The sequence below is a fragment of the Thomasclavelia ramosa DSM 1402 genome (assembly GCF_014131695.1).
Lineage (GTDB): Bacteria > Bacillota_I > Bacilli_A > Erysipelotrichales > Coprobacillaceae > Thomasclavelia > Thomasclavelia ramosa.
In genome coordinates this window covers 3021841-3047314 of record NZ_CP036346.1, presented here as the reverse complement: position 1 = coordinate 3047314, position 25474 = coordinate 3021841, and the positions used below count along the sequence as shown (strand labels likewise).

Here is a 25474-nt window from a genome sequence, read left to right as displayed (position 1 = left end):
TTATTTATGTTTTATGATTTTTTGAAGATAAGGTATTTGTGATAATTCTTCAACATTATCTTTATATAGAAAAAGCAATGTTCCAAAATATATAATGACTCCAATAACGATTGCAATAAATAGAGTGATAATCAAACGATCAATAACTTTAATTAAACCATAGTAGCATAGCGCGACTGTAAATGCCATAATTGCTGAACTAATCAATGGGTAGATGAAGGTGTGTAATTTCTCTTGATAATAAGTAGTAATATGTTTTAAAGCTCTTTGATTTGCGAAACAAAGCTGTAAACCATAAAGACAGTTACCGATCAATAGAGAATAAATATTTAAATTCGTTGCAAGTAAAAGAAATAGAGTAATAAAACAATGGATAATTAACGCATATATAGCATTTTTTAAAGGAATAGATGAATATCCTAAAGCTTGCAATAATCCATTGGTATAGGTAGAAAGACCATAGAAAACAATTGCTGGACTCCCAAATGTTAAAAGGGTGCTGGCTAGAACAACCGTTTCTTTTTGCGGAAAAATTGCTTGAATAATCGGAACTGCAAGAATACTCATTCCAACGGCACTGGGAATAAGGATCAACATGATGACTTTTGTTCCTTGAGCAATTTGTTTTTTAACTTCAGCAGTATCTTTAAATAGCCATGCTGATGAAATATTGGGAATTGAAGCTGTTGACATTGCTGAGGCAAGAGCTACAGGAACGTTTTGTAAAATAATATACTCACCCCCATAAGCCCCAAAGGCACTGATGGATTTGGCACCATCACCACAAACTAGATAAAACATATACATATCAATAGTTGAGATAAGGTTGTAAACGCAAGTAGCCAAAATTATTGGAGTAACAATATTTGAAATCATTTTAAAGATATCTTTAAACGAATCTGTATGGGGATCGGCTGCTTCGATATTTGGAGGATTTAAATAACTTTGTTTAGTTCTTTTGAACATGAACAACATATAACATAAGCTGATTAAAACTCCGGCGCCAGTGCCTAAGGCACTACCAGTTGCCCCGTGACTAGCAACTAGACTTTGATTATTAAGGTATGGTTGAATAAATAGATAAGCAGCTCCAATTGAAACACCGGCATTAAATACTTGTTCGATTATTTGTGAAATTCCAGTAAAGGCAGTAGTTTTAAAGGCTTGAAAATAACCCCTAAAAATCCCCAATAGTCCAGAAAGAAAGATCGTTGGACAAAGAATTCGCAAAGCTGAAACAGCTTTATCAGGAACAATATAGGGTGCAATTACAAATGCGATAATTGCTGCTCCTCCACCAACTGCAACAATATAAATAAATGAGCAAAGAAGAATCTTTTTAACATTATTATATTGATTAACGGCCAGTTTTTCAGATAACAACTTAGAAATAGCAGTTGGAATACTGTAAGAAGAAACTAAAAGAATTAGTGCATATACATTATAAGCAGTAGAATAGTAACCCATTCCTTGTGAACCAATCAGTTTAGTTAATGGACTTCGATATAACAGACCAATAATTCTTACTAATATTCCAGCAGCAGCTAAAAAAGCAGCCTGTTTAAAAATTGAATTCTTTTTCATAAAATAAACTCCTTATGGATAATAATGTCATATTATATTAACCATACCATTTATTGAAGGATAAATGTATGAAAATTTTAATTATTAATAAGATTCTTGTTTTAATTATTTTATTTTATCATAAAAAGATAATTAGTTCTTTATTGTCGGTAGTTTAAATAAAAAAGATAAAATATGTTAGAATAGGGTGATTAGAAAATTAATTTTATATTTGCTTGACTCTCCGGTAAGGGGAGCTTATACGATGTTTATGGAAGGTGATAAGATGTTTTCGATTGGTGAGTTTTCAAAAATGGCTAAAACGACTGTAAAGACTTTGCGACATTATGATGAGATTGGATTGCTGGCGCCGGCATATGTAGATACTTATAGTAAATATCGTTTTTATACGAGTAATCAATTAGTAATAATTCATCAAATTCAGTCATTAAGACAAATAGGTTTATCATTAGATGAAATACAGATGATTATTAATGGTGTTGATGGTGTTGCAATTCTAGAAAGTCGGAAAAAAGCAATAAAAGAAAGCATTAGTGAAGCAGAAGATCAACTTTCACGCATTGAGTTTATTTTATCTGGCAAAGAGGAGGATACATTTATGAATTATCAAGCAAGTATTAAAGAATTACCAGCATGTACCGTATATTCGAAAAGAATGGTAGTCCCTGGGTATGACAGTTATTTTGAATTGATTCCTGCAATAGGTCAAAAAGTGATGAATAAGTACCCGGACTTAAAATGTACAGTTCCAGAATATTGTTTTATTATTTATCGAGATGGTGAATATAAAGAAAAAGATATTGATATTGAATTTTGTGAGGCGGTTGATCAAGTGAAGGTAGATTTTGATGATATCAAGTTTAAAAAGATGCCGGCGGTTAAAGCAGTATCTATAATGCATAAAGGTGATTATGCGGGATTACCTAAAGCATATGCGTATGCTTTTAAATGGATTGAAGAAAATGGATATCAGGTACTTGATAATCCCCGTGAGAGCTATATTGATGGAATCTGGAATAAAGAAAGTAAGGATGAATGGCTAACAGAATTACAAATACCGGTGACTAAATAGCGGATTGGGAATTAGATTAAATTCTAATTCCTTTTATTTTTGTGGAAAGATAGGGTATAATAAATCCAGATTTGGGGGTTAGACAATGAAATTATTAAAATATGTTAAAGAGTATCGATTTCCCGCGATAATTGGATTTGTTTTCAAAATTGCCGAAGCAGCCTTAGAATTAATGGTTCCATTGGTAATGGCTGATATTATTGATGTAGGAATTAAAAACAATGATCAAAATTATATTTTAGTAAGGGGGTTATTTTTGGTAGGATTAGCGGTGGCTGGTTATTTATTTGCGTTAGTATGTCAATATTATGCATCACTTACATCACAAAGTGTTGGAACAAAATTGCGTGAAGATATGTATCATCAAATTAATCGTTATGATCATCATAATTTGGATAAATTAAGTGCGCCTACCTTAGTAACTAGATTGATTAATGATGTTGTACAAATTCAATTGGCAGTAGCAATGACGATCCGGTTAACTTCACGGGCACCGTTTATTATGATTGGTTCCTTGTTTTTAGCGTTTTTGATTAGCGGGCCGCTGGTTTCTATTTTTGTAGTTGGGGCTATCGTTTTAGCAATTGTTATGTTGATGATTACAATAATTTCAATGCCGTATTTTAATAATGTTCAAAAAAAGCTTGATAAAATTAGTTTGATCGTTCGTGAAAACTTAAATGGAATTAGAGTAATTCGAGCATTTGCTTCACAAGATAAAGAAATTAATAAGTTTAAAACAGAAACTCGGCAACAAAAAGATATCCAAGTAAAAGTAGGGAGAATTCAAGCATTATTAAATCCATTTACATATCTGATTGTTAATGTGGCTATTGTTTTAATAGTTTATTTTGGTGGAACTGAAGTAAATGTTGGGGGATTATCGCAAGGGGAAGTTATTGCTCTAGTTAATTATATGAATTCTATTTTATTAGCCTTGATTGTTTTTGCTAATGTGTTATCGATCTACAATAAAGCAGGTGCTAGTTATACAAGGATTTTTGAGGTTTTGGAAACAGAACCGGCAGTAGTTAATGATGGACAAATACAAATATATCGAGAAAGTGAAGATTGTATTGAATTTAGACATGTTAGCTTTGCTTATGAACAAAAAAATGTTTTAAATGATTTAAATTTTACGATAAAACGTGGTCAAACAATTGGAATTATTGGTGGAACAGGAGCTGGAAAAACTTCTTTAGTAAATTTAATTGGGCGTTTTTATGATGTTAGCAGTGGCGAGATTTTAATTAATGGAGAAGCGATTAAAAATTATGATCTTCATGCTTTACGTTCTTTTATTGGATTTGTACCACAATATGCAGCTCTTATTTCAGGAACGATTAGAGAAAATTTACAGTTAGGAAATCAAACAGCCAATGATCAACAATTGCTCAAGGCCTTGGAAATTGCTCAGGGAAAGGAAATGCTCGAAGATAAAGCGGCTGGATTAGATACAGTAATTGAACAAGGCGGAAAGAATTTATCTGGGGGTCAAAAACAACGTTTAACGATTGCCAGAGCATTAGTTAAACAGCCGGAAATCTTAATTCTTGATGATAGTTCAAGTGCACTTGATTATGCAACTGATTTTAAATTGAGACAAGCATTGAAACAACTTAATATGACAAAAATTATTATCTCACAACGAACAGCTTCAATTGAACAGGCAGATAAGATAATGGTTTTATATCATGGTGACTTGGTTGGCTTTGATAGTCATGAACAGTTAATGAAAGATTGTAAGATCTATCAAGAAATCTATGCTTCACAACATAGTAAGGATGGTGACGATCATGAATAGTAAGACGATAAAGCGGTTATTGACATATTGTCGACCATATCGTGTGATTTTAGGTTTAATATTTATCTTATCTTTTATTAGTGTCTGTTTGACATTAATTACGCCAATCTTATTTGGACAAGCAATCGATCTATTAATAGGAATAGGACTGGTTGATTTTAGTCGTTTGTTTTGGCAGCTTCTAGTGATTGTAGGAGTTGTGCTTGCGGGAGCATTAGTCCAATGGATCTTGGGGCAATTAACTAATAAGATTACTTATAATATAACGAACGATCTTCGTGATCGCGTCTTTGAAAAGATTCATTTATTACCATTAAAATATATTGATAGTACGCCACATGGTGATATTATTGGTCGAGTAATTAATGATATTGATTTGATTGCAGCGGGTTTATTGCAAAGTTTTACTAGTTTATTTACTGGTGTTGCAACGATTGTTGGAACAATTATTATAATGTGTTTGATTAATTTATCAATTGCAATCGTAGTGATTGTTTTAACCCCGTTATCATTACTAGTCGCTTCACTAATCGTTAAAAGGACCCATATCTATTTTAAAGAACAGCTTGAACTTCGAGGTGAAATGAATGGCTATATTGAAGAAATGATAGGGAATCAACGAATCATTAAAGCCTTTAATTATGAACAAATGAATGAAGAACGTTTTAAAGAAGTAAACCAACGAATGCATGTAAGTGGTGTAAAGTCACAATTTTATGGAGCTTTGATCAATCCGACGACAAGGATTGTTAATAGTCTGGTGTATGGTGCGGTTGGAGTATTTGGTGCAATTAGCGTGTTAAATGGTAGCTTTACGGTTGGTTTATTATCTAGCTTTTTAACTTATGCAAACCAATATACCAAACCTTTTAATGAAATTTCGTCAGTAATGACAGAAATGCAAACAGCTTTAGCAGCTAGTCAGAGAGTATTTAATTTATTAGACGAACCTGTTGAAAAACCAGTCAGTAATCCTCAAAACGTTGAAATAATGGAAGGTAATGTTTCTTTAAAAAATGTATACTTTAGCTATGACCCTAAAGTATCATTAATAGAAAATCTTAGTTTAGAGGCATTACCAGGTCAAACAATTGCAATTGTTGGTAAAACTGGTTGTGGAAAAACAACTCTAATTAATTTATTAATGCGCTTTTATGATCAAAATAGTGGAAGTATTATGGTTGATAATGTTAGTACATTAGATATGGAGCGAGATTATTTACGTCGTATGTACGGAATGGTATTGCAAGAGTCATGGATATTTAAAGGAACTATTAAAGAAAATATAGCTTATGGAAAAAGCGATGCTACAGATGAACAGATTATTGCTGCTGCTAAAAAAGCCCGGGTTCATAAATTTATTATGAAACAACCTGAAGGTTATGATACTATGATTGATGAAGATGGAGGAAATATTTCTCAAGGGCAAAAGCAATTGATTTGTATTGCCCGAATTATGTTAACAAAACCTCCAATGCTGATTCTTGATGAAGCAACAAGCTCAATTGATACACGTACAGAATTACAAATCCAGGAAGCTTTCGAAACGATGATGAAAGGTCGAACGACATTTATTGTGGCTCATCGTTTATCGACGATCAAAAATGCCGATATGATCTTAGTAATGGATAAAGGACATATTCTTGAACAGGGAACGCATCAAGAATTGTTAGAGAAACAAGGTTATTATTATAATCTTCATAATAGCCAATTTAATTTAGCTAAGTGATAGATATTTAATAAAAAAGATACAATAAGCTAAAATGATTATAAACTATAAAGGTAAAGATAACTGCTGGAGGTAAACTTTAGCAGTTTTTATTATTTTAAAGGAAATTATTCAAAAAGTATTTTGTGTATAAAAGAAGAAATAGGGACATAAATATTTTATACACTAAAATAAAAATATATGATTATTATAGTTTAGTGTATAATTGAACTTGTAAAAATTAAAAGAAAGCGTATACACTACTTATAAAATATGCTCTAGTGTATTAAAAAATGATGATTTATCAAGTTTGCGAGAAATAATTGATTATTTTATAGTTGTAATTGGCTAGAGCAAGTAGTGTCAAAGGAGTTAGCTATGAAATCAAACAAAGTAAAAGTATTTGAGTTCATTAAAGAATATTCAATTACTCAAAGTACAGATGAATATCCTAAATTGACAACTCAGTATCTATCCGAAAAATTAGACATGCAAAGAACTAATCTAAGCAGTATTTTGAATCAATTGGTTAAAGAAGGAAAAATTACTAAAACAACTACACGTCCAGTACTGTATCAATTAGCAAATTTCCAATTGACTAATCAAAAAGACTTTGAGAATTTAATTGGTTATAACCAAAGTTTGAATGAAGCAGTGATGCTAGCAAAAGCTGCCATTCTTTATCCTCAAGGAAGTCCTCATATTCTCTTAACTGCAGAAAGTGGAAGTGGGGTTAAATATTTTGCTAAAAACGTTTATGACTTTGCAGTTAAATCTAAAGTATTAAAAAATAATGCACCATTTACAGTTTTCGACTGTAAAACATTCATTGAAAATCCTACGATTATTAATGAAATGCTTTATGGTGATGAAGTGAATACTGGACTAGTACATCAGACTAATCAAGGCATGCTGTTGATTAAACATGTTGAACTTTTATCAGGGTATCAAAGAACAATGTTATTTTCAATCATTACAAGTAATAAGATGCCCTCTAATCAATATGTAGAATTACCGCGTAATTATAAATGTATCATGCTTTGTGCAATAGCCAGTGATGCCAGTAAGGATCTTTATGATCTCTATCGTAATAAAATGGATTTTGTTATTGAACTTTTGCCATTAAGTCAAAGACCCTTAAAAGAACGATTTGCTCTTTTAGAATTGTTTTTAAAACAAGAAGCCAGAAAACTTGATCGGGTTCTAGAAGTAAGCACTAATATATTACACTCCTTATTATTATATGAAGTGAAGGACAATATCCGTGGTTTAAAAAATGATATTCATACAGGAGTAGCTAATTGTTATGTAAGAGAACATGATGTTCATCATCACCATATTGAGTTATTGTTATCAGATTTTCCTAATTATGTTCGCAAAGGAATGATTTACTATAAAACATTTAAAGAAGAAATTGATGAGATTATTCCTGGAGATTGTAAATTTGCATTTACTAAAAATGAGGTATTAAAAAATAGAGCAAAGGAAAATAATGCTAATATTTATCGAACGATTGATGTTCGTAAAAAAGAGTTAAAAAAACAAAGTGTTAGTGAGGAACAAATTAATACATTAGTTTCATTACAGCTTCATCAAGATTTTCAAGAATATTTAAATGAATTGAGTAATCGTGTAAGTGATAAAGAGCAATTAAGTAAAATTGTTTCAATGAAATTAATTAGTTTAGTTGAACGTTTCATTACTCGTGTAAGCAGTGAACTAGCAATAAATTATCAAGAAAATATTCTTTATGGGTTATGTCTGCATATTAATGCTTCACTAATTAAAGTAAGCAGTAAACAGCGTCTTGCAAATGAAGAAATTAAGCGGATGATTGATCTTTATCCTAAACATTATCATCTTGCTAAAGAATTCGTTCATGAAATTGAAGAAGAATTTAGGGTAAAGATGAATATTGATGAAATAATCTTTACAATGCTGTTTATTTTAAATGAGAGTAAGCCTGTAACTAATAAACATGTTGTTACTTTGATTGCGATGCATGGTGACAGTTCGGCTAGTTCGATTGTTAACGTTGTTAACGCTTTAGCAATGCATAACAATACTTATGCCTATGATTTGCCTTTAGATAAAAGCATGGATGATGCCTATGAAGATTTGAAAGAGCAAATTATAAAGGTTGATCAGGGTAAAGGGATTATTCTTATTTATGACATGGGTTCAATTCGAACTATGGCTGAATCAATTGCTTTTGAAACAAAAATAGAAATTAAATATTTAGAAATGCCAGTTACTTTAATTGGTGTCACTAGCAGTAATAAAGCCAGTAATAATGATTCAGTCGATGAAATTTATGAATATCTTCAAACAAAGTTTAAAGATATAAAATATTTTAGAAAACAAAGTGATAAGAAGATCTTAGTAATAATTTCAAAAGAGCAGTCAGAAGTTACAAGGTTAAAGAGTTATTTAAATGAACATTTTGATTTAAGTAATGTTACTGTTCATGTAATTGAAAATAGTGAAGCTAATCATCTATACAATGAAATCAATATTATTGCTAATGAAGGAAAAATTATCGGAATTATTGGTAATAATAGACCAAATTTAGCTCAATATCCTTTTGCTGAAGTGAGATGGCTAGAACAAAAGAATGCTAAAACTTTAGAAGAGATATTCATTGAGGAAGATGAAGCACGTGATGATATTAATGAAATATTTGAATATTTAAAGGATCAGTTCAATGAGGTAGATGTTGATGGAATAAAAGATTATCTATTGGATTTTACTAAGAGTTTAGAAGTTACACTAGATGCAACTTTAGATGAGGATCAGCAAATCGGTTTAATAGTACACTTGGTTTGTTTGATTGATCGAATCAGTAGACATCAAGCACCGATTGTTAATTTTATTGCATCAAACATAATTTTAAATCATGGAATGTTAGTTAGTAAGGTCAAGGAACTTTTAGTTCCTTTAGAGATGGCTTTAAATATATCAATCAGTGACGCTGAAATTGCAACGATTATTTCAATCGTTAAAAAGAGATAAATAGAAAGAAGGATTAAATATGACTAAAGAAGAAGCAACAATGGTTGCCTTTGAAATCGTAGCTTACTCAGGGGATGCTCGTTCAAAATTATTAATGGCTGTAGAGAAAGCTAAAGCAGGTGACTTAGTGACTGCTGATAGATTAGTAGCAGAAGCTAATGAATGTTTAGTAGATGCTCATAAAGCTCAAACAGATTTATTGCAACAAGAAGCTCGAGGGGATAATGTTGAGGTTGGTTTTATCATGGTTCATGGTCAAGATCATCTGATGACAACATTATTATTAAAGGATATTGTTGGGACTTTAATGGATGTATATAAAAAATAAAAATTTAACGGGGGATCGTATATGAATAAATTAGTTTCAAATATAGAGAAATTAAAACCTTTCTTTGAAAAAGTTTCACGTAACCGCTATTTACGAGCGATTCGTGATGGTTTCATTTCGGCCATGCCGATTGTATTATTTTCAAGTATTTTTATGTTACTTGCATATGTACCAAATATCTTTGGTTTTTACTGGTCTAAAGAAATAGAAGCAATGATCTTAAAACCATATAATTACTCAATGGGGATTTTAGCTCTTGTTGTTGCAGGTACTACGGCTAAGAATTTAGCAGATAATTTTAATCGTGATATGCCGGTTAATCGTCAAATCAATAATATTTCTGCGTTAATGGCAGCAATTGTTGGTTTCTTGATTGTTGGGGTCGATTCGATCGAAGGCGGGTTTGCAAATGGCTATATGGGGTCAAAAGGGTTATTAACAGCCTTTTTAGTTGCCTTTGTCGTTTGTAATGTTTATCGTTTTTGTGTAAAACGAAATGTAACTATTAAAATGCCAGATGCAGTACCACCAAATATTTCTCAAACCTTTGCTGATGTTATACCGTTTGCGGTTTCAGCAATCATCTTTACTATTTTTGATATTATTTTTAGGAATGTAACTGGAATATGTTTTGCTCAAGGTGTAATTGAATTTTTTCAACCACTATTTACTGCAGCAGATGGGTATATCGGGTTGGCTATTATTTATGGGGCAATGTCATTATTCTGGTTTGTGGGAATTCAAGGTCCATCAATCGTGGAACCGGCAGTTTCGGCAATCTATTATGTAAATATAGCAAACAATTTAGATTTATTCCAAGCGGGACAACATGCTAATAATATATTAACACCAGGAGTTCAACAATTTGTTGCAACAATTGGTGGGACTGGTGCAACTCTTGTAATTACATTGATGTTTGCATTTATGTCAAAATCAAAAGAATTAAAAGCAATTGGCCGTGCTAGTTCGATTCCGGTAATCTTTGGGGTTAATGAACCAATTTTATTTGGGGCACCGCTTATCTTAAATCCAATTTTCTTTATTCCATTTATTTTCGCTCCGATTTTAAATGTTTGGTTATTTAAAGCTTTTGTAGATTTCTTAGGCATGAATAGTTTTATGTATGTATTACCTTGGACAACACCAGGACCAATTGGGATTGTTTTAGGATGCGGTTTAGGTTTATTAACAATTCTTTTTGCTGCAGTTATTCTACTAGTTGATTTTGCTATTTATTATCCATTTTTTAAAGTTTATGATAATGAAAAGTGTGAAGAAGAAAAGAATAAGAACTTAGATGCAGTTGAAAAAGAAGAAGAAATGATTGAAGTAGATGGAAATACTTTAAAATCAAAACGAATCTTGGTTTTATGTGCTGGTGGTGGAACAAGTGGTTTATTAGCAAATGCTCTAGCTAAAGGCGCTAAAGAACAAAATATTCCATTGATTACAGCTGCCGGTTCTTATGGAGCACATATGGATATTATGAAAGATTATGATTTAGTTGTATTGGCACCACAAGTAGCTAATTATTATGAAGATTTGAAAAAAGATACAGATCGTTTAGGAATTAAATGTGTTGCTTGTGAAGGTAAACAATATATCAATCTAACAAGAGATCCTGATGGGGCCTTGAAATTTGTGTTTAAAATTATGGAGGGAGAATAAAAATGAAATTTCCTGATAATTTTGTATTTGGTGGTGCTACAGCTGCTTACCAATGTGAAGGAAGTACTTTGAAATATGGAAAAGGTAAAGTTGCCTGGGATGATTATTTAAAAAAAGAAGGACGTTTTTCTGGTGATCCGGCGAGTGATTTTTATCATCAATATCCGATAGATTTAAAATTATGCCGTGATTATGGAATCAAAGGGATTAGAATCTCGATTGCCTGGTCAAGAATTTTTCCTAATGGTGTTGGTCAAATTAATCAAGAAGGGGTAGATTTTTATCATCGTGTTTTTCAAGAATGTAAAAAGCAGGGTGTTGAACCATATGTTACATTACATCATTTTGATACTCCTGATGCTTTGCATAAAATTGGTGATTTTTTAAATCATGAAATCATCGATCAATATACTAATTATGCAAAATTTTGTTTTCAAGAATATCATGATGAAGTAAAATATTGGTTCACCTTTAATGAAGTATGGCCAATTGCAGTAAATCAATACATTGTAGGAAGTTTTCCACCAGCAATTAAATATGATATTCCTAAAGCAGTTTATTCAATGCATCATATGATGGTTGCCCATGCGAAAGCAGTATTGGCATTTAAAGAGGGAAAATATCCAGGCCAAATTGGAATTATTCACTCTTTAGAAACAAAATATCCTTATAATGATAATGAAGCTGATTATCAGGCAACAAAAAATGAAGATGTATTAGCTAACCAGTTTGTTTTAGATGCAACTTTCTTAGGTGAATACACTGATGAAACTCTTACGATAATTAAACGATTAGTCGCTTTAAATAATGGAACTTTTAGAGTTGATCTAGAAGATTTGGAAATCATGAAAAAAGCTGCTAAGTTAAATGATTATCTAGGAATTAATTATTATCAAAGCCACTTTATTCAAGCTTACGATGGTGAGAATGATATCTTCCATAATGGAACGGGGGATAAAGGTACTTCACGTTTTAGACTGAAGGGTGTTGGTGAACGGATGTTTAAGGAAGGAATCGAAAGAACTGACTGGGACTGGTTGATTTATCCTCAAGGACTTTATGATATGATCATGCGAATTAAAAATCAATATCCTAACTATAAAGCAATTTATATCACAGAAAATGGAATGGGATATAAGGATGAATTTGTTGGAGGTAAGATCGATGATACTCCAAGGATTGATTATATTAGAAAGCACTTATCATGGATTTTAAAAGCAATTGATGATGGTGCGGATGTTAAAGGATATTTTGTTTGGTCGTTAATGGATGTATTTTCTTGGTCTAATGGTTATAATAAGCGTTATGGACTATTCTATGTTGATTATGACAGTCAAGTTAGATATCCAAAAAAATCAGCTAGCTGGTTCAAGCAAATTAGTGAAACAAAGGAGTTAGATAAGATTGAATTATAAAGCAATTATCTTTGATTTTAATGGAACATTATTCTTTGACAATGATAAACATGTTTTAGCTTGGGGAAAAATCTCCAAGCTGATTCGCGGTAGGGGGATCAGTGACGAGGAGTTGCATGAGCAGTTTAATGGAACACCGAATGCTAAAAATATTCAGTATATGATGAATAATCAAGCAACGAGTGAAGAGCTTAAAAAATATTCATTATTAAAAGAAGAATATTATCGTGAATTTTGTAAGCAAGATAAAGCATCTTTTCATTTGGTAGATGGAGCAGTAGCTTTTTTTGATAAATTAAAAGAACTGGGAATTCCTTTTACGATTGCTAGTGCTTCAATTAAAGAAAATATTGATTTTTTTGTTGAATCATTTAATCTAGATAAGTGGATTGACCCTGAAATGATTATCTATGATGATGGTTCCTATTCAAATAAAGTTAATATGTTTAAAGATGCAGCACAAAAATTAAAACATAATGTTAAAGATATTTTAGTGTTTGAAGATTCTTTTTCAGGAATTGCGAATGCATATAAAGCGGGAATTGAAAAAATCGTAGTAATCTGTCCTCAGGAAAAAGAAAGTGAGTATCGGGATTTACCTGGCGTTATCATGACGATACAAGACTTCAGTGATTTTAATAAATTAATCTAGGATTGGCTATAAAAGTCAATCTTTTTGTTTTTTAAACAATTATATGTATATTTATTATCTAAAATCCTAAAAATAATTAAAATAAAAAAATTATTATCTTGACAAACAATAATCATAAGAGTATTCTATATAAAACATTGTATAGGTATATACATTAAAGGGGGAAATAAAAAATGAATGGATTATTATTACTGGCGCTTTCGATGGTTGCATTGGCAGCAGCTTATGTAATTTATGGTCGCTATTTGGAGAAAACTTGGGGAATCGACCCTAAGGCTAAGACACCAGCGGTTGCTAATGAAGATGGGGTTGATTTTGTTCCTAGTAGCAAATGGGAAGTATTTGCACATCAGTTTTCATCAATCGCTGGAGCAGGACCTGTAACGGGACCGGTTATGGCATTGATGTTTGGTTGGGTACCTACAGTTTTATGGATTATTGTTGGGGGAATTTTCTTTGGTGCTGTCCAAGATTTTGGAGCACTTTATGCATCAGTAAAATCAAACGGTAAATCAATGGGTGGTATCATTGAAGAATATATTGGTAAAACTGGGAAGAAATTATTTTTCTTGTTTTGCTGGTTATTTACACTTTTGGTAATTGCTGCTTTTGCTGATATGGTAGCAGGAACATTTAATGGTTTTTCAGCTGTTGATGGTTCTAAATTACAGCCAAATGCTGCAGCTGCATCAATTTCAATGTTGTATATCGTTGTAGCGATTGCTTTTGGTTTCTTTTTAAAGAAACGGCATGTAAGTGGCAAAGTGCAAGCAATGCTAGGAATTGGCTTAATTGTTTTGATGTTAATTGGAGGGATTGCTTTTCCAATTTATTTCAGTAAAACAACTTGGCTATATGTCGTCTTTGTCTATATTTTCTTTGCTTCTGTTACACCAATGTGGTTATTGAAACAACCTCGTGATTATTTAACTACGTTTTTATTTGTTGGAATGATCGTGGCTGCAGTAGTCGGCGTACTATTCTATAACCCAACTATTTCACTACCAGCATTTACTGGTTTTACAAGTGAGACAGGCAGCTACATGTTCCCAACTTTGTTTATCACGATTGCTTGTGGAGCTGTTTCTGGTTTTCATTCACTGGTTTCATCAGAAACAAGTAGTAAACAAATCAAAAATGAAAAAGATATGTTACAAGTTGGTTATGGTTCAATGTTATTGGAATCACTATTAGCAATCTTAGTTGTTGTCGTAGTTGGTTCTTTAACTCAATTAGTTAGTGACGGTGTTTTAACTGATCAGCTAGCTTCATTAGTTACTGCTGAAGGAGCTACTCCATTTACTAAATTCTCAGTAGGGGTAACGGCTTTTGTTTCTAAACTAGGATTACCTCAAGAATGGGGAATTTGCATTATGACAATGTTCGTTTCAGCATTAGCTCTTACATCATTGGATGCTGTTGCAAGAATTGGACGTTTATCATTCCAAGAATTATTTGAAGTAGAAAATTCTCAAGAAGCTTCAGGGTTGAATAAAATTCTTACAAATAAGTATTTTGCAACATTAATTACCTTGTTCTTTGGTTATTTATTATCATTAGGTGGTTACAATAATATCTGGCCGTTATTCGGTTCAGCAAATCAATTGTTAGCAGCTATGGTATTGATTTCATTATCTGTTTTCCTAAAGGTGACTGGTCGAAAAGGATTTATGTTATACATTCCAATGTGTACAATGCTGGTAGTAACTTTAAGTTCACTTGGTCTTTCTGTATATAACATCGTAAATGCATGGATGACAACAGGAACTTTTGATTTCTTGACATCAGGACTACAATTGATTTTTGCAATTTTATTAATTGCTTTGGGAGTATTAGTTGCTTTCTTTGATTTTAGAAAATTATTTAAGACAAAAAAAGTGTAAAAAACATTGAGTAATTTAATTACTCAATGTTTTTATTATGCTATTTTCTTTTTAAAATAGATAAAAGTAGTTATCGTAATAACAGATAGAATACCTAGATATTCAAATTCAACTTCATCTCCTGTTTTTACAGAAGTTGTCAAATCATCTTTTTTATCAATAACTGTTGTAGTATTGCTACCATTGTTGACAAAAATCAGTTCACCAGTTAGTAGATCACGTTGGTAGTTTTTAAAGAAATTCCAAATATATTGAGCTTCTGGTTTATAGTTCCAGTGAGCATGATCTTTAATTGCAGCAAGTTCCATTACTACACCGTTATTGTTAGACAAAGTTCCTGTATACATGTCTTTTTCACCAAGTTTTGTCCATTGCTGATTATCTAATTTAATGCCATAATAAGGGTTTAAATCCATATTCATATCCGTCACGGTTAAGTCATTGATTTTTTGATATGCTTGTAGGGCACTATATATATGTGTATTACTGTCTTCAGCCCAAATACTAAAACCATATAATTGTGAAGTACCGTATTGACTTGAACCATCAACAGGAATCATTTGAAAGAAATCATGATCACCACAAATATATAATAAAGGTGTTTCATGTCCTTTATAATCATTGGTTAATTCAGTGATTGCTTCACTATAAAGATTGACACCAGAAACAGCCCCAACCCCTGCAAAAGTTTCACTATTCTTGACCCCTAATAATAATGACTCGGCACCGCCTGCTGATAAGCCGGTAACATATACTCGTGATCTGTCGATTTGTGGATATTTAATTTTCAAATCATCAATTAAGTTAATAATTCCTTCATCCCCTAAACCATCGCATTTTGAAAAATTGACACTAGCATCCTGCCATTCTGGGGATACAACGATAAAGTTCTCTTTTGTAGCTAATTCAATCCAACCAGAAGAATCGGCTTGAACCCGAGGATCATTACCGTTTCCATGAAGCGTAAGAACTAAAGGAACTGAATCTTTCTTAGTATCAATTACTTGATTAGGTAAATATTCAAACCAAGTGTATTTTCCAGGCATATTTGAGACAGTTTGATTAATCTCTTGATTATGAATGATTCCAAGGCGATCAAAAATTGGCGTTTCAATTAGTTTATACGGTTGCTCAGCATTAGCTAAATTTGTATCAGTAACAGGCATATTATAGAACTCGGTTGTTTCATTATGCTGACGATAGTTTTTAGAAAAAACTGTTTCCCAGGCATTATCGAATGCATTTTTTAATGTTTCATCTGTTTTTGAATTTACCACGATTTGTAATGGATTTGTAGAATTTTGATAGATCGTGTAGTTGTTAAATGATTGAGATTGGTCAGTTTGATTAGCTTGTTTGTAATAACTAACAGCTGATGTTGCTGTTGAACTTAAATATGCTGGTATAGGAACGTTATAAGTTAAATCGCTATTCATTGTACCGCCATATACCATCATTCCAGCAATAAAGTAACAATTTTGACTAATATAATTATTGACGAAAGTGGCACCCTCATCAATTCCGATCACTTTAATGTTGCTGACACCAGTGCCGGCTAATTTTTTGAAGGCTGTGACATCATCATTGTTATATTGCGTTGATATAGGATTAATAATATATACTTTCCCTGCCCATTCATGAACATTATCGAGAAGACCAATTTCTTCAATTAATTTATCAGCGCTAGTAAGATCTTGTTTTCCCGCAAAAATGTAATAAATAGGTGTTAAGATATTACTACGTTCTGAGGTGTAGCCATCTGCTTCACTATCATATTCGTAGTAAGTATAATTATTGATTGTGTCACTAGTTACTTCAGTTAAAATGTTTTCATTTGCATATAATTGATTAACTGAAATTGGAGCTGCTAACATTAATAGTGACAATGTTAGTGCTAATAATGCTTTTGTTATTTTTTTCATTGTTCCACCCCTGATTTTATATTTATAACTTTTAAGTTACATTAAAATTATACAAGCGCTTATAATAATAAAACATAATTATCTTTGAACGATCAATTCAAAATAAAACTAGTTTATTCAAAAACTGAATGAACTAGTCGATGTAACGAATATACATATTTCTAAAGATTGGAATAAAATAAGTAAGCTGGATATAACCGCTAATTTCATCATTACGCTGATTGCCAAATTTATAGATATAATCAAACTTTGCTTCATCAGTATGCTGTGTAATGCAGGTAAGAAGAATTTTAGGGTTATTAAGACTGAATAAGATATCTCTAATTTCCTTAGTTGAAGGAGCATTGTACCATTGACCACTGGTACTGATACAAATAATTAGGGTATCTTCTTTCAAAGACCTAAGATTTTCTGCCATAATAATGGGATCGTTATAACTATAAGCATTGATACCATATTGAACCATTTCTAATTGAACTAGATAAATATTAGCCAATGAAAATTCAGAACCAATAAAAAGAACCTGTTTATAATTATTGATTATTTTAACTAATCTTTCAAGTGCTGTCATATCAAGCTTATCAATATCATTAAAAGCATTTTGTAATGATTGTTTTACATCATTTTTAATTTCTTCGTTATTTTTACTAATAATCACTTTTTTATTATTAAAAGCATTAAGTCGCAGCATTTGTTGTCCAGCAATGAAATCCCAACGATACTCATTGATATTTTTATAACCCTGATTTTTTATAAACCGGCTAACCGAAGCTTGAGACAAGTAATTGTCACCGGCTAGTTTTTCAAGACTGATTTCATTGATTTTATCACGATTAGTAAAGATTGCTTTAGCAACCTGAGTATTAGTTGCATTATTAGTAGTTTTATTAAGATATTGAATTAAACCATGAATACCTTCTCTTTTCATTTTTATCACCAATAAAAGTATAGCATAAAAATGAAATATTTAATTGTTTTTGAATAAACATTATTAACTAGGTAATATTTTGGGTCAATAATTATTTTGAATCAACTTGATTATTACCAGTTCACAAGAGATAGTAATTTCAAAAGAAGAGTTTTTAATGGTCTGTTAAAATTATTTCAAGTGTTGATGGAAGCCCATCATCACGTTCGACGAGGAGCTTATAGTTAGATTAATGTATTTAGAGAGCTTTTGATATAATTGTTTGATAAGAGCATCATTTGAGCTATCATAAATCATATAGAACAGATATTTATAGTTCAATTCATTTTTAAACAATTAAAATAAATGACGTTTTTAATCAATTTCTTTTATCCATGATTTATTATTTATATAAACGAGAACTTGTTTGGTTAAAATAGATTGATTTAACGGATTATCTAAATTAGTATCAACAGGTAATTGAAATAGCATAGGCACCATCTTTTATATATATGCATATACGCTTAGAGGAAACTGATGATTAAAGCAATGATTACGGCACTTAGAACATCACTGATATAATGAACACCACTTAAGATTCGTGAACAGCTAACGACAAATGCTAGAATTAACATGATCGTCCCAAGCAGTGAATTTACCTGAAGACAAGCTAATGCAATTGCAAAAGCACTGACCGTATGTCGTGAAGGGAAAGATTCACCTTGCTTATGTTCTATTAAAGGATCAATAGCCATAGCTTCATAAGGGCGTTTACGATTAATTACTTTGCGCAAAAGTGTTACAATTAAAAATGAAGCAAGTGGCTTATAAAGTGTTTTAGCTAATAATGTATTTTGAGTATAAAGTAAATAAACGAGCAAAATTGAATAAACAATAAAAGTAATAATAGGGATATAGCGGGTAAAGCCCATAATGATTTTTTGCAGCAAGGGATGTTTACGAATATTAGATAACATTGTTTGATAAAATTTTTCCATAAAAACTCCTTATTTTAATTGAATGATCGTTTCGCCTGCATTCATTGTTAAGATGCGCCGACCAGCACGTTTATGTTTATATTGCTTCCGAATAAATTGTTGTAGTATTTTACTTGAATAGCCGTGAACTACAGTAATTTCTTTCGTATTGGGGGATAATGAATTTAGATAGTTATCCAGCCGGATTTTAGCTTCAATCGTAGTACAGCCGTGAATATCGATTTGATTAAACATAATAGTCTCCTTAAATTAAAGTTTAGTTAATTATACTAGATACTTTAAAATTAAACAAACTTGCAATTTACCTGGATATTAAGTAGAATATAAGAGCATATGAATGGAGTGATATAAATGGCACTGACAGCCGGAATTGTAGGATTGCCAAATGTTGGGAAGTCAACATTGTTTAATGCAATAACAAATGCCCAAGTTGAGGCAGCAAACTATCCGTTTGCAACAATCGACCCTAATGTTGGGGTTGTAGAAGTACCTGATTATCGTTTAGATAAGTTAACAGAATTAGTTGAACCTAAAAAAACTGTTCCAACTACTTTCGGTTTTACTGATATTGCTGGTCTTGTTAAAGGGGCGAGTCGTGGTGAGGGTTTAGGAAATAAATTTTTAGGGAATATTCGTGAAACTGATGCAATTTGTGAAGTTGTTCGCTGTTTTAGAGATAAGGATGTAACTCATGTTGATGGCGATGTCGATCCTATTAGAGATATTGAAACAATTAATTTAGAGTTGATTTTTGCTGATTTAGATACTGTAGAAAAAAGAATTGGACGAATTGGTAAAAAAGCACAATCAGGAGACAAAGAAGCGAAGTTAGAAGTCGCTATTTTAGAAAAATTAAAAAGTACGCTAGAAGCCAATAAACCAGCTCGAGTGATCGAGTTTAGTAAAGAAGAAATGGATGTTGTTAAACAATATACTTTATTAACAATGAAACCAATCATTTATGTGGCAAATCTAGGTGAAGAAGACTTAGAAGATCCAACTACTAATCCACATTATAATAAAGTCGTTGAATTTGCAGCTGGTGAAGGGGCTGATGTTGTCCCTATTTGTGCAAAAATTGAAAGTGAATTAGTTGGAATGGATAAAGAAGAAAAAGATTTATTTTTACAAGATTTAGGAATTGAAGAAAGCGGTCTTGATAAATTGATCAAAGAAGCCTATAAACTATTAGGACTTCGTACATACTTTACTGCCGGGGTACAAGAAGTACGAGCTTGGACTTTTAAAGAAGGTATGACAGCCCCAGAAATGGCGGGAATTATTCATAGTGATTTCCAGAGAGGTTTTATTAAAGCAGAAACATATAGTTTTGATGATTTAGTCGAATATGGCAGTGAACATGCTTTAAAAGAAGCTGGTAAGATTCGTCAGGAAGGAAAACAATATGTTGGTCAAGATGGTGACATCATGTTGTTTAAATTTAATGTCTAATGGCAAAAACAAAAAAGAGTTTTATTGAGAGAATAAAACCGACTGGAGCTAAAGATTTAATTAGAAAAATTATTTTATTAGTTTGTATTTGTGTATTTTGTTATAGTGCGTATAATCTAGCCTCAATTTTTCTTGAATATAAGAGCATGGATGATAGTAATAAAGAAGTAGAAGAAACATATGTTACTGAAAATACAGAACAAAAAAATTCATATAAGACAATTGATTTTGAAGCCTTATTAGCAAGAAATTCAGATGTTAAGGGATGGATCGATATTCCTGATACTAAAGTTAGTTATCCAATTGTTCAAGGAGAAACTAATGATACATATATTCATAGTGATATTGACAAAAAGGAATTTAGAGCCGGTTCAATTTTTATTGCAAGTGAAAATAAAAACCCTTTTACTGATTTAAATACTGTTATTTATGGTCATAATATGAAAAATGGTTCAATGTTTAATAACATTAAATCATATACAGAACAAGATTTTGCAGATAAACACCCGTATGTTTATATTTATTTACCAGATGGGACAGTAAGTCGTTATAAAGTAGTAGCAGCACATATTATTCCAGAAGAGAGTTTATTATATAATACTGGAATTACTGATATTCAAGCTTTTTATCAAGAGATGTTAAAAACTAGTGATATTAAGGTTGATTTTGAACAAGCTGCAGGTAATCCGGTAATTACTTTATCAACATGTACTTCAGCTGGTAGTGAAAGCGGAAAACGTAATGTTGTTCATGCAGTCTTGGATAGAGCAGGAATTGATCCTAAAACGGAAACAATGGATTAATTTAGACTTGTGGAAAATCACAAGTCTTTTTATATATAATTTTTGCAATATAAACTTTTATAGTAAATTAGTTATGAATGGCACTTGATAAGAAGTAGATAATTAACATATTTTTCTTTTTTATTACATAGATTTATAGATTATAATATCTATATACGTCCGAATCAAAGAAAAAAAGGGATTAATTTGACGAATAAAGTTATTTTATGTATGATAGGTAAAACTGTTATAGTTGGGAGCAAGAATATGAAAGAAAAAATACTCAAATTTATTACATCGAAGTTTTTTGTCTTAGGAATTCAATTATTAGCTACGATTGCAGTAGTCTACTTTACATTCAAACTGGATTTAGTGCCGACTAAGTATTTAATTGCTGGAATTGTGGTATTAGCGTTGTTATTAGCAGGATTCTTTGGAATTATTTATAGTAGTGAACAAAAAATCAAAAAAGGATTATCGAGTAAACGAGGAATAGTTACTAAAATTATTAGTTTATTGACAAGTATCATTTTGATTGCTGGCTGTACTTATATTTCAAGAGGGAATAATTTTATTGAAAATGTTTCTAATGCCACTGGACAAGAATATGTTGTTTCAGTGATTTCATTAAAGAATGGTAAAATTACTAAATTAAAAGATCTTGATAGTTCCAAAAAAATTGGAGTATCTTATGAAAAGGATACTGTTACGATTGCTGAAGCCTTAAAAGATCTTGATACCGAGATTGGTGATCATGAATATACTAAGTATGATAATTATGCTTCACTTGCAGATGCTCTTTATGAGGGAAAAGTAGATGCAATTGTTGTTGGTGAACAATATCGAACGATGCTGCAGACAAATCATGAAGAATTTAATGATGTTACTAAGGTTTTAAAATCATATGCTTATGATGCGAAAATGGAAGTAACGACTAAACAAACAGATGTTACTGAAAATGCTTTTTCAATTTATGTTACAGGAATTGATGTTTATGGAAGTTTAAAAACAGTATCACGTAGTGATGTAAATTTAATTGTTACGGTAAATCCCAAAACAAAACAAATTTTGATGACAAGTATACCTCGTGATTGTCAAATTAACTTGCATAAAAATGGAAAAATGGATAAATTAACACATACTGGTATATATGGAACAAGTGAAACAATTAATACAATTCAAGATTTATTGGAAATGAAAATTAATTATTTTGCACGTACTAATTTTAGTGGTATGACTAATATTGTTGATGCTTTAGGCGGAATTACAGTTAATTCAAGTGAGGCTTTTGAAACTTTGCATGGTAATTATCAAATCAGTGAAGGTTTGAATGAGATGGATGGTGATAAAGCATTGTGTTTCGTTCGAGAAAGAAAAAGATTAAAACGTGGTGATTTTGCTCGTGGTGAAAATCAGCAAAAGGTTTTAAAGGCAATGCTTGATAAAGCTATGTCACCTAAGATTATTACTAATTTTAATAATATTTTAAGTGCAGTTGAAGGCTGCTTTGAAACAGATATGTCAGATAAAGAGATTAAGTCATTGATAAATATGCAATTAAATGATATGGCGGATTGGAAGATCATCAATGTTCAAATTGAAGGTGAGTATCAATTAATGGATGATACTTTTTCAATGAAAGGGACTAATAGTGATGTTATGATTCCTTTTGAATCACATATTGAAAGAGTACGAGAATTGATCAATAAAGTCGAAGAAGGTAAAGAAATTAAAGATAGTGAATTAAAAGGATTAACTCATTAAATAAGAGGAGCTCTTTCGAGCTCCTTTGTTGTTTTATTTTTTTATAATAATGGTATAATAAGAGTATTAAATTGGAGATAGAAGAAAATGGTTTTTAATCGAAAGTATTATAAATTATGTTTTATTATATATATGTTTATCAATACTTTAGCATTGGGCTATTTAGGTATTGAGACGAACTACCTGTTTGTGCCATTATTGATTTGGGCATTAGTAATAATTGTGCATGATATTTATAAAAAAAAGTTTAAATTAAAAAAGAATTACAGTTTGCTAATGATCGTTCAAGGACTGATTTTATTGCTTGCTACAGCGAGGAATGACTATAGTGATTTAAATTCCTATGTTATTGCAGTAATGCAATTAGTTATTTATTTATTGATTTTTAATAATCCTGTTTCAATGAGCAAAGATGATATTGAAGATGAAGTACGAATGATTATTCCACTAGTAAATGTATTAGTTGGTGGAGCTTCACTTATCTCTATTGGAATGTATTTAGTGCATTTTTCTAGTTTAGCTAACGGCTGGACTTTAGGAATGGTCGGGAATCGTTTGTTTGGAATTTATTTTAATAGTAATCCAGCTGCTTTTTTAGCGTGTATTACGATTGTTTTAGCGTTAGTCGCAGTAAGGCAGAAGTTTAAGGGAAAATACTGGTATCTTGCGAATATTGGGATTCAGCTGGTATATATTCTTTTAACAAGATGTCGTGCGGCATTAATTATTTTAGCAATCATTATCGTCATGGTTGGATATTATTTTTTAATACGTCGTAAGCCGTATAGTAATTTTAAGAGATTAGGGCTGGTAATTAGTCTAATTGTAGTTATTGCTGGTGCAAGTCTAGTAGGTCAGCGGGTAGTTGAGATTGTTCCACAGATGCAGGGAATTGCTTCTAAGGAGACAAGTCGTTTTCAAATGGATAAAGTTGTTAAGGCGGGACATTTATTAATTGCTGGGAATTGGCAAGATTTTAATCAAGGATTGACAATTATCGATGAGGTTTCTAATGGACGGGTATCATTAACTAAAGCTGCTTTAGAAATTTGGCATACGGAACCAGTTATTGGAATTGGAGCAAATAATTTTAAAAAAATAGGCAGTCAGGAAACAGATGCATTGGAGTATTGGGCAGTTCAAGTTGTTCATAGTCATAATGTTTTTTTAGAGGCGTTAGTAACTACTGGGGTAATTGGGTTTATATTATTTGTTGTATTTTTCTTTAAGACACTTTTAATGATTTTTAATGTTTTGAAAAAAAGTCACGGCAAAGAAATATACTTTATTGTTCAAATGTTCGCTATGATCGTTTTAAGTGAATTTATTGGTAGTTTATCTGATTATGGGGTATTCTATATTTATTCTTTATCAGCTACATTAGCATGGTGCTTTTTAGGGTATTTATACACATATCAAAATATTACAGAAATAAGTAATATTGATAAGATTTAAAGGCTATTTTGGTAGCCTTTTTTAATTGCGCAAGAATGGTGCAAGATGAAATTAACTAATGTGCTATGCTTAGAGCAGGGGAAGTAAATAAGAATGAACAATGAAGAGCAAATTAATAAAGTAATAGATTATATTGAAGAACATCTACAGGATGAAAATTTAACACTTACTACGATTGCACAGGAAATTGGCTACTTAAAATATCATTTGTATCGAATGTTTACTATGATTGCAGGAATTACAATTTATCAATAGCTTCAACGACGTCGTTTTAATGAGGCAGCGCGGATGCTTGTTTATGAGGATATTGCATTGATTAGTGGTTATGATACTCAACGTTCATTTTCTAAAAGTTTTAAAGCATTGTTTAAAATGAGTCCTAGCAGTTATCGAAAGCAACAAAAGTTATTGCTGGTGCAACTAAAATTAGAACTTAGGTCAGTTGGGTTCCAATTATTTAACTGATGAACATTGTACTGGCAGGCCGATGTTCTTTTTCTTTTGAATTATTTAATTGATAATATTGTAGATTATAAGGGGTAAAAATAAAAATTGTTTAAAAATAAAAGCATAAACGTTGACATCTTTCGACATTGGTATATAATGTTAGCAACCTAACAATAGGAGGGGAAATAGTGAAAGAAAAGCGGATCGGAATAGAAATTAGGATTCTTGCGAACTTGATTTGCCGGTGTTTAAATGAATTGGGTTTTAATGAAGAGCACAATGGTTTAACTGGACCTCAAGGGTTAGTTTTAGGGTATTTGTATGATCATCAAGATAAAGATATTTTTCAAAAAGATATCGAAGCAACTTTCAATATTCGCCGTTCAACAGCAACGGGTTTATTACAATGCTTAGAAGGTAATGGTTTTGTAAAACGGGTAAGTGTTGATTATGACGCACGATTAAAAAAGATCGTTCTCACGACCAAAGCACATGAGTTCAAAGAGTTATTAGAATCACATATTCAAAAAATGGAAGAAATTTTGGTTAAAGATTTAGAACCGCAAGAGGTCGATGACTTAATCAGAATAATTGGTAAGATTAAGAAAAATTTAGAGTAGG

General features: G+C 31.4%; 20 protein-coding genes and 1 pseudogene. 16 read left to right on the top strand and 5 right to left on the bottom strand.

Features of this window, described 5'->3' with window-relative positions; all coding sequences use genetic code 11:
- On the bottom strand, positions 1-1584 hold the full coding sequence (locus EYR00_RS14530; protein WP_003539445.1) for a putative polysaccharide biosynthesis protein: 1584 nt from the start codon (positions 1582-1584) through the stop codon (positions 1-3).
- Positions 1585-1828: 244 nt separating this feature from the next.
- Between EYR00_RS14530 and EYR00_RS14525 the strand changes: the two genes are divergently transcribed.
- The 9 genes from EYR00_RS14525 (at position 1829) to EYR00_RS14485 (ending at position 15126) form a co-directional block, all read left to right on the top strand.
- A complete protein-coding gene (locus tag EYR00_RS14525; protein ID WP_003539447.1) occupies positions 1829-2656 on the top strand; it encodes a MerR family transcriptional regulator in 828 nt (275 codons plus the stop codon).
- An 85-nt stretch (positions 2657-2741) separates the two neighbouring features.
- Entirely contained in the window at positions 2742-4460 is a 1719-nt protein-coding gene (locus EYR00_RS14520; protein WP_003539449.1) for an ABC transporter ATP-binding protein, read from the top strand.
- Positions 4453-6189, top strand: coding sequence for an ABC transporter ATP-binding protein (locus tag EYR00_RS14515; RefSeq protein WP_003539453.1), 1737 nt, complete (start codon positions 4453-4455; stop codon positions 6187-6189). The genes EYR00_RS14520 and EYR00_RS14515 overlap by 8 nt, the downstream gene beginning before the upstream one ends.
- A gap of 357 nt (positions 6190-6546) precedes the next feature.
- Positions 6547-9180 (top strand): PRD domain-containing protein, encoded by a 2634-nt coding sequence (locus EYR00_RS14510; RefSeq protein WP_040434434.1) that lies wholly within the window; start codon positions 6547-6549, stop codon positions 9178-9180.
- A 19-nt stretch (positions 9181-9199) separates the two neighbouring features.
- Positions 9200-9508: a PTS sugar transporter subunit IIA gene (locus tag EYR00_RS14505; protein ID WP_003539455.1), complete on the top strand. Its 309-nt coding sequence runs from the start codon at positions 9200-9202 to the stop codon at positions 9506-9508.
- A 21-nt stretch (positions 9509-9529) separates the two neighbouring features.
- Positions 9530-11176: a lactose-specific PTS transporter subunit EIIC gene (locus tag EYR00_RS14500; RefSeq protein ID WP_003539457.1), complete on the top strand. Its 1647-nt coding sequence runs from the start codon at positions 9530-9532 to the stop codon at positions 11174-11176.
- Positions 11177-11178: 2 nt separating this feature from the next.
- Positions 11179-12591 (top strand): 6-phospho-beta-galactosidase, encoded by a 1413-nt coding sequence (gene lacG, locus EYR00_RS14495; protein WP_003539459.1) that lies wholly within the window; start codon positions 11179-11181, stop codon positions 12589-12591.
- Positions 12581-13243, top strand: a complete 663-nt coding sequence (locus tag EYR00_RS14490) for an HAD family hydrolase (RefSeq protein ID WP_003539461.1) — start codon at positions 12581-12583, stop codon at positions 13241-13243. Before lacG ends, EYR00_RS14490 begins: the two co-directional genes overlap by 11 nt.
- A 173-nt stretch (positions 13244-13416) precedes the next feature.
- Positions 13417-15126 carry a carbon starvation CstA family protein gene (locus EYR00_RS14485; RefSeq protein WP_003539465.1) on the top strand — a complete coding sequence of 570 codons (1710 nt, stop codon included), beginning with the start codon at positions 13417-13419 and terminating at the stop codon, positions 15124-15126.
- Positions 15127-15161: 35 nt separating this feature from the next.
- Here EYR00_RS14485 and EYR00_RS14480 read toward each other — a convergent pair whose 3' ends face one another.
- The 4 genes from EYR00_RS14480 to EYR00_RS14465 all read right to left on the bottom strand — a co-directional run bounded on the left by EYR00_RS14480 (position 15162) and on the right by EYR00_RS14465 (position 19187).
- Entirely contained in the window at positions 15162-17048 is a 1887-nt protein-coding gene (locus tag EYR00_RS14480; RefSeq protein ID WP_003539466.1) for a CE1 family esterase, read from the bottom strand.
- A gap of 133 nt (positions 17049-17181) precedes the next feature.
- Positions 17182-17976, bottom strand: a complete 795-nt coding sequence (locus tag EYR00_RS14475; protein ID WP_003539475.1) for a MurR/RpiR family transcriptional regulator — start codon at positions 17974-17976, stop codon at positions 17182-17184.
- A gap of 503 nt (positions 17977-18479) precedes the next feature.
- Positions 18480-18953 carry a phosphatase PAP2 family protein gene (locus EYR00_RS14470; protein WP_003539479.1) on the bottom strand — a complete coding sequence of 158 codons (474 nt, stop codon included), beginning with the start codon at positions 18951-18953 and terminating at the stop codon, positions 18480-18482.
- Positions 18954-18962: 9 nt separating this feature from the next.
- Complete coding sequence (locus EYR00_RS14465) at positions 18963-19187, bottom strand: Smr/MutS family protein (protein WP_003539481.1); 225 nt, start codon at positions 19185-19187, stop codon at positions 18963-18965.
- Between the two features lie 117 nt (positions 19188-19304).
- Between EYR00_RS14465 and ychF the strand changes: the two genes are divergently transcribed.
- From ychF to EYR00_RS14430, 7 genes and pseudogenes are all read left to right on the top strand, one after another.
- The gene (gene ychF, locus EYR00_RS14460) at positions 19305-20405 is read left to right on the top strand and encodes a redox-regulated ATPase YchF (protein WP_003539483.1); all 1101 of its coding nucleotides are present in this window, start codon (positions 19305-19307) and stop codon (positions 20403-20405) included.
- Complete coding sequence (gene srtB / locus EYR00_RS14455) at positions 20405-21208, top strand: class B sortase (RefSeq protein WP_003539485.1); 804 nt, start codon at positions 20405-20407, stop codon at positions 21206-21208. Before ychF ends, srtB begins: the two co-directional genes overlap by 1 nt.
- 246 nt (positions 21209-21454) lie before the next feature.
- Entirely contained in the window at positions 21455-22951 is a 1497-nt protein-coding gene (locus tag EYR00_RS14450) for an LCP family protein (protein ID WP_008792670.1), read from the top strand.
- 87 nt (positions 22952-23038) lie between these two features.
- Positions 23039-24406: an O-antigen ligase family protein gene (locus tag EYR00_RS14445; protein ID WP_008792671.1), complete on the top strand. Its 1368-nt coding sequence runs from the start codon at positions 23039-23041 to the stop codon at positions 24404-24406.
- Positions 24407-24499: 93 nt separating this feature from the next.
- Positions 24500-24661 carry an AraC family transcriptional regulator gene (locus EYR00_RS14440; RefSeq protein WP_003539491.1) on the top strand — a complete coding sequence of 54 codons (162 nt, stop codon included), beginning with the start codon at positions 24500-24502 and terminating at the stop codon, positions 24659-24661.
- Positions 24662-24673: 12 nt separating this feature from the next.
- A pseudogene (locus tag EYR00_RS14435) lies at positions 24674-24871 on the top strand (helix-turn-helix domain-containing protein); the annotation flags it as partial.
- Between the two features lie 170 nt (positions 24872-25041).
- Complete coding sequence (locus tag EYR00_RS14430; protein WP_008792673.1) at positions 25042-25473, top strand: MarR family winged helix-turn-helix transcriptional regulator; 432 nt, start codon at positions 25042-25044, stop codon at positions 25471-25473.
- Position 25474 lies beyond the last annotated feature (1 nt).